The organism is Variovorax sp. F042, from assembly GCF_057814215.1.
Genome location: NZ_JBVASX010000001.1, coordinates 381646 through 396585, shown reverse-complemented (window position 1 = coordinate 396585; position 14940 = coordinate 381646). Strand labels below are relative to the sequence as shown.

Sequence of the window (14940 nt, the reverse complement as noted above, 5' to 3'; positions counted from 1 at the left end):
CCTCTCGCGTCTTCACGTCATCCAGAAAGAGCGAGCATCTTAGAGGGCCTGGGGCTGCAGGCGGGCCGAACCGGCCGGGAGGCTAGGCCTTGGCGTCGATCCCTGAAGCGCACTCTTCGAGCAGCGCGGCCGATTGGGTGACCTGTTCAGTAATCTGGTCGCGCAGCGGCTTCCACTCGAGGCTGAACGGTGCAAGAAGGCACCACTGCGTGGTGAGCGCCAACGCGATGCCAAAAATGATGAACAGCCAATGCACGAGTTCCATTACCGCCCCTTTTTTTCAGACCAAGGGCGAGAGTCTGCGCATTTCACGGGGACCGCGATATCGCCAATTTGGGGGATGCCTTTCGCCAGAGGCCGCCCCGTCCGGTCACCTCGCAGGCAGGTACTGGCGCGGGTCGACCGCATTGCCGCGGTAGCGGATCTCGAAGTGGAGGCTGGCGCGCCCACCGTCCGCGCCGCCGATCTCGGCGATCTTCTGGCCCTGCTTCACCTGCTGGCCCTGTTTCACGAGCACCGTACGCACATTGGTGTAGACCGACATATAAGAGCCGCCGTGGTCGACCATCAGCACGCTGCCGTAGCCGCGCAGCGTTTCCGTCACGGCCACCTTGCCGGCGCCGATGGACATCACCGGCTCACCGACGCTGCCGCCGATGTCGACGCCCTTGTTGCTGGTGCCGTTGAAGCCCGCGATGACCTGGCCCTGCGCGGGCCAGGCCCAGTCGCTGCGCCGCGAGGCCGGCGGTGCGACGGGCTCGGGCGCCGCGGCCCGGGGCGGCCTCGAACGCTCGGGGCGTTCCGGACGCTCGGTACCTGAGCTCCTGGGAGGAGGCGGCTCGGACGATGCGCCGCCACCGGGCGGCACCACGCGCAGCACCTGCCCTGCTTCGAGCTTGTCGGGGTCCTGCAGATTGCTCCAGCGGGCAATGTCGCCCGGCGAACGCCCGGTCTTCGACGCGATGCGATAGAGCGTGTCGCCCGGCTGGACGACGTACTCTCCCGGCCCTGCCACTGGCGCCTTGGGGGAGGTGGAGCACGCTGCCACCATCAATGCCGCGGTCAGCGCAATGCCCGCGCGCCAGTTCCTTCCTGTCACAACCACTACCGGATTCCTTCCTGGATAACTGAATCTCGCGCTCCCGGATGCCCGGGGCCGCGCTCGAAGAATCCGGGAAGGCTACCAGCAGTCGCCTGGCGTTCAGTTGGCCTGCAGTTTTTCTGCGGTCATGCGCCTTGCAACGCACATCAGCGACAGCGCGCTCGCGGGTGCCTTCGGGTCGCGGCCCGAGAGCACATTGCCCATGCGGTATTTCCATTGCGCCGGCCCAACGTCGCCGGCCAGCGCCTGCGCTCCTATCTGGTGGTTGTGCGGGTGCACGCGAACCTCGAAGCCCAGCGGCTCCAGCGTGGATTCGAAGAGCTCCTTCGTCACGCCGTCGCCGGGCCGGTGATGCACTTCGGTTCTCAGCCCCCACAACTGCTGACTGTCCGTCTTGTGAAAACCGTGCCCCGTCGCGCGGTAGACCCACAGCCGCGCATCCCACATCAGCCTGGCCAGGCCCTTGTAGTCCCAAGCTGTGAGTTGCGGATCGTGGTCGGTAATAAGTAAGCCATTGGGCTTAACGAGGCGAGCGCCTTCCTGCAGCACCGCTTTCATGTCGTCGCAGTGGTGCAGCGATGCATTGATTGCCACGATGTCCGCCACATGCGAGCGGAACGGCGTGTGCGCCGCATCCGCCAGCACTGCCGTGTAGCCCAGGCCAGCCGCCAGCTCCAGCGAGCCTCCGGCCACGTCGACGCCGATCAGCAATCTGGGCCTGCCGCCCAGCGTGGCGAAGAGGTTACCCGGCCCGCAGCCCAGGTCGATAACGACCTTGTCCGTCCAGTCGCCCCCGGCGGCGAGCCAGCGGCTGCGGAAATGCGCATCGCGGTGGCAGTAGTCCAGATATTCCTTGGCCCACGTCGCATTGCCGAAGTATGTAGCGTTGGCTGTCAATGCATCTGAATTGTTCGGAAGAATCGATTCCAAATAGTAATCACAGCGCGTGAGAACTACATCGGGTAATAGGATGTCGCGGAGCATTTTTTACCCTCGGAAGATTTGAAGCCGATAACTCTTTCAGTCTTTGCGATTTTCAGGTTTTGTACAGTTATTTTTTATACGGTTACAGACTAATCCAATTCATAACAGTCGCGCCCGGAAGGATGTTTCACTTTTCGACAGTGATGCCAGTGCGTTTTCCGCATGACTCCCCGGCGTAGCGCGCGATCCGAGGTGGTCGTGCCCAGAAAGCGGTCGACAGCGAATTTCCCCCTGTGCGCCGCCTGTTTCTCCCCAGGAGTACCCCGCTTCAGCAGGCCCTTTCGGGCGCTTGGAAGGCCCGCGCGGCGGGCTTTTTCCTCCAAATCACGCATCAGTTACCTCGAACGGGACGATTCGGGTAGTACGTTTTCGAAATAACCTTATCCAGTTGTAACCGAGGCCTAAAGTGCACACATTGGCCAAGGGAAACCTCCTAGGATGAAGACACGAAAAGAACGCAAGTCAGCTTCCTCCTCCTTAATTGGGTGAATGGAATTTCCATTCACCCAATTGCTTCCATTGTATTTCTTTTGGGATATTTACATGGAAATTCAAACTGTTTCGCAAGCACTCGGTGCTCCGGACCTCGCTCTGGAAGACCTGTTCGTGCCGCGATCCAATTCGGAGGGATCGGCCGGCCGTCGCAGCGCTGCGGTGGCACTCGAACTCCGCTTCGCCCAGCGTTGGACCCGGTGGTTCACCACCACCGGCCAGCTGCCGGACACCCTCTTCGCGGGCGCGTGGCTGCTGCTGCAGTCGCGCTGGCTCGGAGGCCTCTGGCCCGTGCTGCATGAGGCAGGCGCAGCGCCGATGCGCTGCTCGACCACCGTCGCCTTCGACGCCACCAAGGCCGCTGGCGCCTGGCTGGCCGAGCTGGACCTCGGTCGCCGTTCGGCATCGCAAGCAACGGCACAGCCCACCTCCCTCTGGCTGCGCGAAGAAGTTGCCGCCGATGCTCCGCTGCGGCTGCGCTTCGACGCTGCTTCGGCGTCCCTCTATATAGATGCAGCCGCAAGCCTGATGGATGCCGCCGCGATCGAACAGCTGCTCGCCGCCCTCGTCGACACCGCCGAAGACCTGCTGCAGCACCCCGATGCGGCCCTGAACGACATCCACACGCTGCCGCGCGCCGACCAGGCCGCTCAGCTCGCCGAATGGAACACCGCCCTCGCCCCGGTGAACCCTGCCCTCACGGTGCCCGCCATGTTCGCCCGCCAGGCGATGGCCACCCCCGACGCCATCGCCCTCGCGCAAGGCGACGCGCAGATGAGCTACAGCGAACTCGACCAGCGCTCCGACGAACTCGCGAAGCGCCTTCAGGGCCTGGGCGTTCGCAGCGGCGACGGCGTCGGCCTGCTGCTCGACCGCTCGATGGCGGCCATCGTCGCCCAACTCGGCATCCTCAAGGCCGGCGGCGCCTATGTGCCGGTGCCTACGGATTTCCCGCCCGAGCGCGTCGCCTACATGCTCGGCGAGGCCGGCGCGCACCACGTGCTCACGACGCAGGAGCACCAGTACCTCATCCCCCCCCATCACGGCGTTTTGTTGCTCGACGAATACGAAGACAACACAAATCGCACTGCATGGAATCTTCCGGCTCTCGATGCCGAATCGGTGGCCTATGTCATGTACACCTCGGGCTCGACGGGCACGCCAAAGGGCATAGAGATCTGCCATCGCTCGATCCTGCGGCTCGTGGTGGGTGTGGACTACGTCGAGCTCGCTCCCGGCCTCGCCATGCTGCATGCGGCGCCGCTCGGCTTCGACGCGGCCACGCTCGAAATCTGGGGCCCGCTGCTCAACGGCGGCTGCTGCGTCATCCATGAAGAGCGCGTGCCGACCGGCACCGGCCTGGCGCACACCATCGCGCGCCACCACGTGCACACGGCATGGCTCACCGCCGCGCTCTTCAACGCCGTGGTCGACGACGACCCCGCCCACCTCTCGGGCCTGCGGCATCTCTTCACCGGCGGCGAAGCGCTGTCGGTGCCGCATGTGCGGCGTGCGCTGGCCGCCCTGCCTGGCCTCACGCTGAGCAACGGCTACGGCCCGACCGAGTGCACGACCTTCGCGGCCACGCATCGCATCGAGTCACCGTTGCCCGAAGACCTGCGTTCCGTCCCCCTCGGGCGCCCCATCAAGGACACCGTGCTGCGCGTGCTGAGCCCCTCGATGGCACTGCTGCCGACCGGCTTCGTGGGCGAGCTCTGCATCGGCGGCCACGGGCTGGCCCGCGGCTATCTGCGGCAGCCCGCGCTCAGCGCCGAGCGCTTCGTGCCCGATCCCTTCGGCGGCCCCGATGACCGGCTCTACCGCACCGGCGACCTCGCACGCTGGCTGCCCGACGGCACCGTCGAATTCATCGGCCGCCGCGACGGGCAGGTGAAGATCCACGGCCACCGCATCGAGACCGGCGAGGTCGAGGCGGCCATCCTCGCGCACCCCGCCGTGCAGTCCTGCGCAGTGGTCGCGCGGCCCGACGAAAGCGGGCAGCTGCGCCTGGTGGCCTATCTGGTCGCACGCTCGGAAAAGATCTCGTGGGATGCCCTGCGCGCCCACCTCGGCGCCCGCCTGCCCGCTGCGCTGATTCCTACCGCGCAGGTGTGGCTCGCACAACTCCCCGTCACGCCCAACGGCAAGCTCGACCGCAAGGCGCTGCCCGAGCCAGCCGGCGAGCGTCCCGAACTCGCTCAGCCCTTCGAAGAAGCACACGACGTCGTCGAACAGCAGGTGTGCGACGCCTTCGCCCGCGCGCTGCGCATTTCGAAGGTCGGGCGCAACGACAACTTCTTCGACCTCGGCGGCGATTCGCTGCTGGTGCTGCAGGTGCTCGCCGACCTGCAGCGCGGCACCGAACTGCCGCTGTCGACCAATCTTTTCTTCCGCAATCCCACGCCAAAAGCAATGGGCGAGCGGATGCAGCCGGCGGGCGATCAGCCCGCCATGGCCGCTGCGGCCGGTTCCAAGGATCGACCGACCGCAGCGGCCACCTTTTCGGCACGGCCAGGCAGCGGCATCGATGACGCCGTTGCCCTGGTCGGCACCGCAGGCCGCTTCCCCGGCGCAGCCGACGTGGAGCAGTTCTGGGACAACCTCGTCGCAGGCCGCGACACCATCAGCTTCTTCGACGACGCCACGCTCGACGCCGGGGTCAGCCAAGCCCTGCGCAGCGACCCGGCCTACGTGCGCGCACGCGGCGTGATCGATGGCATCGAAGACTTCGACGCCGCCTTCTTCGGCATCGGCCCGAAAGAAGCGCAGCTCATGGACCCGCAGCAGCGCGTGTTCCTCGAAATCTGCTGGGAATGCCTGGAACGCGCCGGCTACGTGCCCGACGAAGCGCCGGGCCCGGTCGGCGTGTACGCCGGCATGTACAACGCCACCTACTTCCAGCGCCACGTGAGCACCCGGCCCGACCTGGTGGAGCCGGTCGGCGAGTTCCAGGTGATGCTGGCCAACGAGAAGGACTACATCACCACGCGGGTGGCGAACCGGCTCAACCTCACCGGCCCGGCCGTCAGCGTGCACACCGCCTGCTCGACCTCGCTGGTGGCCGTGGTCCAGGCCTTCCATGCGCTGCGTACGGGCCAGTGCTACATGGCGCTCGCGGGCGGCGCCTCGGTCACCTGCCCGCCGCGCAGCGGCTATCTCTACAACGAGGGCTCGATGCTCTCGCCCGACGGCCGTACGCGCAGCTTCGATGCAAAGGCCCAGGGCACCGTCTTCAGCGACGGCGCGGCCGTGGTGCTGCTCAAGCGGCTGGCCGATGCACAGGCCGACGGCGACACCATCTACGCCGTGCTGCGCAGCGCCTGCGTGAACAACGACGGCGGCTCCAAGGCCAGCTTCACGGCGCCCAGCGTCGACGGCCAGGCCGCGGTGATCCGCGCCGCGCTGGCTGCGGCCGATGTCGATGCGGGCAGCATCTCGTACGTCGAGGCGCACGGCACCGCCACGCCGATGGGCGACCCGATCGAAGTCGAGGCGCTGGCCGTGGCCTACGCCGAGCACACCGATGCGCTCGGCTACTGCACGCTCGGCTCGCTCAAGAGCAACGTGGGCCACATGGTCACGGCGGCGGGCGCGGCCGGTCTCATCAAGACAGCGCTGGCACTGCACCACGAACAGATTCCGCCGACCGCGCATTTCAGCGCGCCGAACCCGTCGATCGACTTCGCGCGCACGCCCTTCCACGTTACCGCCAGCCTGCAGCCTTGGCCCCGCGCCGACCTGCCGCGCCGCGCGGGCGTCAGCTCCTTCGGCGTCGGCGGCACCAATGCGCACGTCATCGTCGAAGAGGCGCCGCCGCGGCCGGCCTCGCCACTGGTGGTGGGCGACCAGCTGCTGTCGCTGTCGGCACGCTCCGAGGCCGCGCTCGCGCTGGCCACCGAGCAGCTCGCGGCGCATCTCGAAGCCCACGCCGAACTGCCGCTGGCCGACGTGGCCCACACCCTCGCGGTCGGCCGCAAGGCCCACGCCTTCCGCCGCGCTGTCGTGGCCGGCAACACCGCCGAGGCCATCGCCGCCCTGCGCAATGCCGACTCGCCCCGCCGCGTCAGCGGGCGCATCGCCTCGCGCGCACCGCAGCTCGTGCTGATGTTCCCCGGGCAAGGCGCGCAGTACGCCGGCATGGGCAAGAACCTCCGTGCGAACGACCCGGTGTTCGCGGCAGCGTTCGACGACTGCATGGCCGCCTTCGAAGGCTCGACCGATTTCGACCTGCGCGAGCGCATGTTCTCGGACGACCCGCAATCGCTGGCGCCCACGGCCGCCACGCAGCCCGCGATCTTCACGCTCGAATACGCCCTCGCGCGGCGGCTGCTGGCGCTCGGCGCACGGCCGCATGCACTGATCGGCCACAGCGTCGGCGAATTCGTCGCGGCCGTGCTCGCAGGCGTGATGCGACTCGAAGACGCCGCCAAGCTCGTCGCCCGCCGTGGCGCTCTCATGCAGGCCCAGCCGGCCGGCGCGATGCTGTCGGTGCGCATGGGTGCGGCCGAGTTGCTCGACAGGCTCGGCCCGCAGATTTCGCTCGCCGCCGAGAACGGCCCCACGGCCTGCGTCGCCGCCGGCCCCTTCGACGCCATTGCGGCCCTGCAGGCGGCGCTGGAAGCAGACGGCATTCCGAGCCGCCCGCTGCAGACCTCGCACGCGTTCCATTCCGCCATGATGGACGCGGCCGTCGCGCCCTTCGAGGCGCTGGTCGGCAAGGTGACGCTGCGCGCACCGCAGACGCCGATCTACTCGACGCTGACCGGCCAGCCGCTCGAAGACGCCGAAGCCACCAGCCCCGCCTACTGGGCCCGGCATCTGCGCGGCACCGTGCGCTTCTCGCCGGCCGTGCGCTGCGCGATGGAGCAGGTGACCAACCCGCTGTTCGTCGAATCAGGCCCGCGAAACGTGCTCGCCACGCTGGTGCGCCAGCACGGCGCGAACGGCGTCGTGTCGCTGCTGCAGGGCGAGCCGGCCGACGAGGCCCGCACCCTGCACCTGGCGCTGGGCCGCCTCTGGACCTGCGGCGCCGATGTCGAGCTGTCGCGCCTCGTCTCACGCATCGGCGCGCAACGCGTGCGCCTGCCCACCACGCCGTTCGAGCGCAAGCGCTTCTGGGTCGACATCGCCGCCGTCCCGCCCATCGCCACCGTGGCCGCGCCCGCCGCCGCCCCGGCTCCTTCCTTCGTCCCTCTTGTTTCACCTACCGCTCTGGAGTCGATCGTGACAGCAGCAACGCCCTCGCCTCTTCATCCTCCCGCTTCGAACGTGGATGCGCGCCTGCGCAGCCTGTTCGAGGACATCTCCGGCCTAGACATGGCGCAGGCGGAGGGGCACGCGCCCTTCGGCGAACTGGGCCTGGACTCGCTCACGCTGACCCAGGCCGCCACGCAGATCAAGAAGCACTTCAAGGTCAACCTCAGCTTCCGCCAGCTGATGGAAAGCTACCGCAGCTTCGACGCGCTCTCGACCTTCCTGCGCGAAAGCCTGCCGCCCGAGGCAGCGCCTGCATCGGTACCTGCACCTGCCGTTGTGGCCGCGCCAGTCGAAAACGCAGTCTCTGTACCGCAGGCCGCGCTGCGCCAACAGATGCCGGTCTACATGCCGATGCAGGGCAGCAATGTGGGCGACGCCCAGTTGTCGCAGCTGATTTCGCAGCAAATGGAATTGATGCGCCAGCAGCTCGCACTGCTGTCGGGCGCCGTTCCGTCCGCACCAATCGTCACGCTGCAGGCCATGCCAGCCCAGGCCGCCCCCGCGCCTGCCACACCTGCCGCCGCGGCCCCCGCTGAAGACCCCGCGCAACCCGTGCGCTACGACGTGAACAAGGCCTTCGGCGCCATCGCCCGCATCCATACGCAGCGCAACGCCGAGCCAAGCGGCCGGCAGAAGGCCCGGCTCGCCGCCTTCATCCGGCGCTATGTGGAACGCACGCAGAAGAGCAAGCAGTTCACCGAGGCCAACCGCGCCCACATGGCCGACCCGCGCGTGGTCAACGGCTTCCGTCCGGTCACCAAAGAGATCACCTACCAGATCGTCATCGAGCGCTCCAAGGGTTCGAAGATGTGGGACCTCGACGGCAACGAGTACGTCGATGCGCTCAACGGCTTCGGCATGAACATGTTCGGCTGGCAGCCCGACTTCGTGCAGGACGCCGTGCGCAAGCAGCTCGACGACGGCTACGAGATCGGCCCGCAGCACCCGCTGGCAGCCGAAGTCACGGCGCTGATCTGCGAGCTCACCGGCAGCGACCGCGCGGGCCTGTGCAACACCGGCTCCGAAGCAGTGATGGCCGCGCTGCGTATCGCGCGCACCGTCACCGGCCGCAGCACGGTGGTGGTGTTCACCGGCTCCTACCACGGCACCTTCGACGAAGTGCTGGTGCGCGCCGGCAAGGGCGGCAAGGGCCTGTCGGCTGCGCCGGGCGTGATGAGCGGCATGTTCGGCGACATCCGCGTGCTCGACTACGGCACGCCCGAGGCACTGGACTTCATCCGCGAGAACGCAGACGACCTGGCCGCCGTGCTGGCCGAGCCGGTGCAAAGCCGCCGCCCCGACTTTCAGCCGCGCGAGTTCTTGCACGAGGTGCGCGACATCACCGCCAAGAGCGGCTGCTGCCTGATCTTCGACGAGGTCATCACCGGCTTTCGTACGGCACTGGGCGGCGCGCAGGAGCTGTTCGGCGTGCGCGCCGACCTCGCCACCTACGGCAAGGTGATCGGCGGCGGCTTTCCGGTCGGCGTGATCGCGGGCAAGCGCGAATTCATGGACGCGCTCGACGGCGGCCCCTGGCAGTACGGCGACGACTCGATCCCGGGCGTGGGCGTGACCTACTTCGCGGGCACCTTCGTGCGTCATCCGCTGGCGCTGGCCGCAGCCAAGGCCTCGCTCACGCATCTGAAAGAGGCAGGGCCCGCGCTGCAGGCCGGGCTCACGGGCAACACCGCCGCCATGGCAGCCGAGCTTTCGGGCTGGTGCAAGGAAGTCGGCGCACCCATCGAGATCCGCCATTTCGCTTCGCTGTGGCGCGTGAGCTGGCTCGAAGACCACCCGCTGCAGGACCTGCTGTTCGCAATGATGCGCAGCCGCGGCGTGCACATCCTGGACAACTTCCCGTGCTTCCTCACGAGCGCGCACAGCGCCGAGGACATCGCCTTCATCCAGCGCGCCTTCAAGGACTCGGTCGCCGAGATGCAGGAGTCCGGCTTCCTGCCGCGCCGCGCTCCCGCCCCCACCCGCTTCGACGTGCGCAAGCCCGTCGAGGACGGCTGCGTCCTGGCCCGCGACATCGACGGCCAGCCCTTCTGGTACGTGCCCGAGGACGCCGCCTCCCATCAACACCTCATCAATGGAAAGGCCGCAGCATGAACGCCGTCCTCAAGCCCACCGCCAGCGGTGGTGTCATCGAATGCATCATTCCGACGACGGAATCGCAGCGCGAAGTCTGGCTCGGCGCAGCCTTGAGCACAGAAGCCTCGATGGCCTACAACGAGTCGGTCGTGCTGCGCCTGCGCGGCGCGCTGGACTGCCCGGCCCTGGCGCGTGCCATGGCCCGGCTGCTCGAGCGCCACCAGGCGCTGCGCGCCACCATCTCGCCCGACGGCACCTACATGCTGGTCAGCCCTCCGGGCGAGAACCTGCTGCTGGAGCAGGACCTGGGCGGTCTCGAGCCGGAAGCCCGCGCGCAAGCACTGCGCGACGCCCACGACGATGCGGTGTGCACGCCCTTCTCGCTGGAGCATGGCCCGCTGTTCCGGGCCGCGTTGTACCGCCTGGACGACGCCGAGCACGAACTCGTGATGTCGGCGCACCACGTGGTGTGCGACGGCTGGTCGTGGGCTGTCATCACCGAGCAGCTGGGCCACCTCTATGCCGAGGAAACCGGCATTGGCCTGAAGCTCAAGCCCGCGCCGCTCTTCGCCGACTTTGCCGCCGAGGAAGCTGCCGCTGCCGCGAGTGCCGACATGCAGCCGCACATCGACTACTGGCTGGGCCGCTTCTCCGGCAGCACGCTGCCGGTGCTCGACCTGCCGCTGGACCGCCCGCGTCCGGCTGTTCGCACCTTCAATTCGCGCCGCGCCGAGCGCCTGCTCGACAAGCGCCTGGTCAGTGCCGTGCGCACGGCGAGCACCAGGGCCGGCGTCAGCCTTTTCACGGGCCTGCTCAGCGGCTTCGTTGCCACGCTGCACCGCCTCACGAGTCATGAAGACATCGTCGTCGGCATTCCGGCGTCGGGCCAGCTCGCGCACGACATGCCCGGCCTGGTCGGCCACTGCGTGAACCTGCTGCCACTGCGTATCGCCACTCATTCGGGCATGCGCTTCGACGCGCTGATGGACGAATGCAGCACCGCCGTGCTCGACGCCTTCGACCACCAGGCGCTGACTTACGGCGCGCTGCTGGGCCAGCTGTCGCTGGAGCGCGACCCGAGCCGGCTGCCGCTGGTGAGCGTGGCCTTCAACGTAGACCCCGACGTGGCGAGCAGCGCACAGGCATTCACGACCCTCGACGTCGTGCAGGACACGATCGCCCGCCAGTACGAGAACTTCGAACTGTTCGTCAACCTGCGCCCGCTCGATGGCGGCCTGCAAGTGGAGGTTCAGTACAACACCGACCTGTTCGACGAGGTCAGCGTGCAGCGCTGGCTCGGCATGTTCGAGTGCGTGCTGCAGTCGGCCTCGCACAAGCCCGACGAAACGGTCGGCCGGCTCGAAGTGCTGTCCAGCACCGCCGCGCGTTCGCTGCTGGCGCTGCAGCCCGCGCGCGTTCCGCTGGTCGGCGAACCGCTGGCGCACGCCGGCTTTCTTGCACGCGTGCCGCGGCAACCCAATCACCCGGCGGTGCGCGACGGCGCGCGAAGCTGCAGCTACGGCGAGCTCGACGCGCAGTCCAACCGCCTGGCGCGTGCACTGCGCATGCGCGGCGTGGGCCGCGGCCAGCGCGTGGGGCTGTGCCTGGAGCGCAGCCTGGAGATGGTCGTCGCGATGCTCGGCATTCTCAAGGCGGGTGCGTCCTATGTGCCGCTCGACACCGCGTTTCCGCAGGCGCGGCTGGACCACTACGCGACTGACGCCAGCCTCAGCCAGATGCTGACCACGTCGGACATCGCGGCGGCGCCGCGCGGCTGGCGTGCCGACGCGGCCCTGCGGGTCTTCGAGATCGACCGCGACACCGCCTGGCTCAAGCTGTCCGGCGATGCGCTGCCGCCGAGCACCGACGACCCGGGGCCCGAAGACGCCGCCTATGTGATCTACACCTCCGGCTCGACCGGTTTGCCCAAGGGGGTCATCGCCCATCACCGGGGCGTGGCGCACCTGCTGCAGTGGATGCAGCGCGAATCGGGCATCGGCCCGGCCGACCGCATCGCCGCCGTCACGACCCTGTCGTTCGACATGGCCGTGCCCGACCTGCTGCTGCCGCTGGCGGCGGGCGCCGAACTCGTGATGGTGAAGCGCGAAGTCGCCATGGACGGCAATCGCCTCTCAAAAGCGCTCGACGAAGAACAGATCACGCTCCTGCAAGCCACCCCCGGCATGTGGCAGCTGCTGCTCGATGCGCAGTGGGCTGGCGGCGCGCCCGGCTTTCGCGGATGGACCGGCGGCGAAGCGCTGCGCCCGAGCATGGCGCTGGCGCTGTGCGAGCGCATGGAAGGCCTGTGGAACGGCTACGGCCCGACCGAAACAACGGTGTACTCCACGGCCTGGCACGTTCGCCCCGAAGAGATCGCATCGCGCGGCGTGTCGATCGGCAAGCCCGTCGACAACACCGAGATCTGGATCCTCGACGCCAACCTGCAGCCCTGCCCCATCGGCGTGCCGGGCGAAATCTGCATCGCGGGCGAAGGCGTGTCGCTGGGCTACCTCGACCGCCCCGAGCTGACCGCCGAGCGCTTCGTCACGGTGCGCATCTTCGGCACCGCGAAGAAGGTGTACCGCTCGGGCGACCGCGGCCGCTGGCGCAACGACGGGCTGCTCGACCACCTCGGCCGGCTCGACTTCCAGGTGAAGGTGCGCGGCTATCGCATCGAGCCCGGCGAGATCGAGGTGCGCTGCTGCGAGGTGGCCGGCGTCTCGCGCAGCGTGGTCGTGGCCCGCGAAGACAACCCCGGCGACGTGCGCCTGGTGGCCTACCTCGCGCTCGCCCAGGGCGCCGGCTTCGACCTCGATGCGCTGATGGTGCATCTGCGCAAGCACCTGCCAGCTTTCATGCTGCCGCAGCACGTGGTGACGCTCGACGCACTGCCGACCCTGCCGAACGGAAAGATCGACCGCGTCTCGCTGCCGCCGCCGCAAGCGGTTGCGCGCAACGAGGTACGGCGCGGCGCCGCCCCGCGCAATGAGCATGAACGCAAGGTGCTCGCGGTCATGGAAAAGGTGCTGAGCCTGCCGGGCCTCGACATGCACGACAACTTCTTCACCATGGGCGGCCACTCGCTGCTGGCTGCGCGGCTCACCACGCTGCTGAGCCGCGAGTTCCAGGTCACGCTGCCGCTGCGCACCCTGTTCGAGGCGCCTACAGCCGAGAAGCTGGCCGCGGCCATCCAGGGCCTGCAGGGCGCAGGCGTCGGCCTGGAGGCGCCGATCGCCTGCCGCAGCGAGCGCCGCAGCGCGCCGCTCACGCTCGCGCAGGAACGCATCCGCTTCATGGAGCAGCTGCACCCGGGCCGCTCGGTCTACAACGCGCCCTCGGCACAGCGCCTGACCGGGCAGCTCGACGCGGCGCGCTTCGAAGGCGCGCTGCGCGAAATGATCCGCCGCCAGCCCTCGCTGCGCACTTCCATCGGCATCGATGCGCAGAGCGGCAAGCCGATGCAAATGATCGCGGAGTCTGTGGAATTCGCCCTGCCGCTGGTCGACCTGCGCGGCCTGCCCGCTGACCAGCGCGAAGCCGAGCTGGCCGAACGCATGCAAGAGCTGTCGGACCGGCCGATCGACATCCATCGCGCGCCGATGATGAACACGACGCTGTTCCAGCTCGACGACAACGAGCACGTCTTCCTGTTCGTGCCGCATCACCTGATCTGGGACGGCTGGTCTTTCGACCTGATGCAGCGCGAGCTGGGCGCGCTCTACGACGCCGCCGAACGCGGCCGTCCGCACAACCTGCCGGCGCTGGCCACCACCCACGGCGACTATGCCGAGTGGCTGGAAAAGTGGCTGACGGAGCCTGCCTGCGAAGAGCAGCTCGCGTTCTGGCGCGGCCGGCTCGAAGGCGCAAAGGCCGTGCGCCCGCCAAAGACAGACATGCCACGCCGCGCGGGCAAGAGCGGCCAGGGCGGCGCGCACTGGATCCACGTCGACCTGCAGAGCACGCAGCATCTGCGCGAGATCGCGCGCGACATGGACGTGACGCTCAGCATGCTGACCTTCGGCATCTACGCGCTGACCATGGCGCAGGTAACAGGCAACGACACCATCGTCATCGCCAACCCGGTGCGCGGACGCCAGCAGGCCGAGACGGAAGACGTCATGGGCTTCTTCAACAACGTGCTGCCGGTCTCGCTCGCGGTCGACCAGTCGCTGCCGCTGCCTGCCTTCATGCGCTACGTGAAGCAGGAGCTGCTGTCGATGATGAACAACCAGCAGGTGCCGTTCGAGCGCCTGATGGCAGAGCCGGGCTATGCGGGGCAGATCAAGACCTCCGGCCCCTACCAGGCGATGTTCTCGTTCCAGGACGCACGCGAACGCGCCCGCAGCGTCGGCAGCCTGCAGACCCGCCAGATGCACGTGATGCAGCACGGCGCCACCGACGACATCGGCGTGTGGCTGATGGACAAGCCGCACGGCCTTGAAGGCGCACTGATCTACAACGCCGACGTGTACCTGCGCGAGACCGGCGCCCAGCTGCGCGAGCGCTATCTCGAAGTGCTGCGCCGTGTTGCCGACGATCCCGTCGCCACGCTTGCGCAGATCGCCAGCACCGAAGGCTCGACCAGCGCGGCCTACCTGCGCAAGCTGGCAGCCGCGGATGCCGACAAGAGCGCACCGGCCGATGCCATCAATGGCAACGGGCACAAGGCGCCACAGAGCCTGCTCAACCCCGAGCAGGCGCAGCTCGCCCAGATCTGGGCCGGCGTGATCGGCATCGACGTCAGCGACATCCGCGCCAGCGACAACTTCTTCGACCTCGGCGGCGACTCGCTGCTGGTGCTGCGCGCGGTGCAGCAGGCCGCGCAGATGCTGGGGCACCGCGTGGAGCCGCGCCGCTATCTGTTCGAGAACCTCGGGCAGATCGCCTCTTCGGCCCACGCCGCGCCGCAGGGCGTGCCGTCGGACCTCGCGGAACTGGCTGCCGGCACGGCCGCGCAAGCACAGCGCGGCGGGCTGTTCGGCGCCCTCGGCCACTGGTTGCGCAAGGGGTGA

Annotated in this window: 5 protein-coding genes; 2 read left to right on the top strand and 3 right to left on the bottom strand. The window is 68.3% G+C overall.

The window, feature by feature from the left end:
* Positions 1-82 precede the first annotated feature (82 nt).
* The 3 genes from ACZYSP_RS01880 to ACZYSP_RS01870 form a co-directional block, all read right to left on the bottom strand.
* Entirely contained in the window at positions 83-265 is a 183-nt protein-coding gene (locus ACZYSP_RS01880) for a hypothetical protein (RefSeq protein WP_093058360.1), read from the bottom strand.
* A gap of 105 nt (positions 266-370) precedes the next feature.
* Positions 371-1105 carry a peptidoglycan DD-metalloendopeptidase family protein gene (locus ACZYSP_RS01875; protein ID WP_489012866.1) on the bottom strand — a complete coding sequence of 245 codons (735 nt, stop codon included), beginning with the start codon at positions 1103-1105 and terminating at the stop codon, positions 371-373.
* 96 nt (positions 1106-1201) lie between these two features.
* A complete protein-coding gene (locus ACZYSP_RS01870) occupies positions 1202-1999 on the bottom strand; it encodes a class I SAM-dependent methyltransferase (protein ID WP_489012865.1) in 798 nt (265 codons plus the stop codon).
* A gap of 630 nt (positions 2000-2629) precedes the next feature.
* Here ACZYSP_RS01870 and ACZYSP_RS01865 point away from each other — a divergent pair.
* Together ACZYSP_RS01865 and ACZYSP_RS01860 are read left to right on the top strand one after the other, a co-directional pair.
* Positions 2630-9946, top strand: coding sequence for a hybrid non-ribosomal peptide synthetase/type I polyketide synthase (locus ACZYSP_RS01865; RefSeq protein ID WP_489012864.1), 7317 nt, complete (start codon positions 2630-2632; stop codon positions 9944-9946).
* Positions 9943-14940 carry an amino acid adenylation domain-containing protein gene (locus tag ACZYSP_RS01860; RefSeq protein ID WP_489012863.1) on the top strand — a complete coding sequence of 1666 codons (4998 nt, stop codon included), beginning with the start codon at positions 9943-9945 and terminating at the stop codon, positions 14938-14940. The genes ACZYSP_RS01865 and ACZYSP_RS01860 overlap by 4 nt, the downstream gene beginning before the upstream one ends.

What these genes read in the sequence shown, in the direction of transcription:
- ACZYSP_RS01880 (WP_093058360.1), bottom strand. Translation starts at nt 265, where the DNA reads ATGGAACTCGTGCATTGGCTGTTCATCATTTTTGGCATCGCGTTGGCG.
- ACZYSP_RS01865 (WP_489012864.1), top strand. Translation starts at nt 2,630, where the DNA reads ATGGAAATTCAAACTGTTTCGCAAGCACTCGGTGCTCCGGACCTCGCT.
- ACZYSP_RS01860 (WP_489012863.1), top strand. Translation starts at nt 9,943, where the DNA reads ATGAACGCCGTCCTCAAGCCCACCGCCAGCGGTGGTGTCATCGAATGC.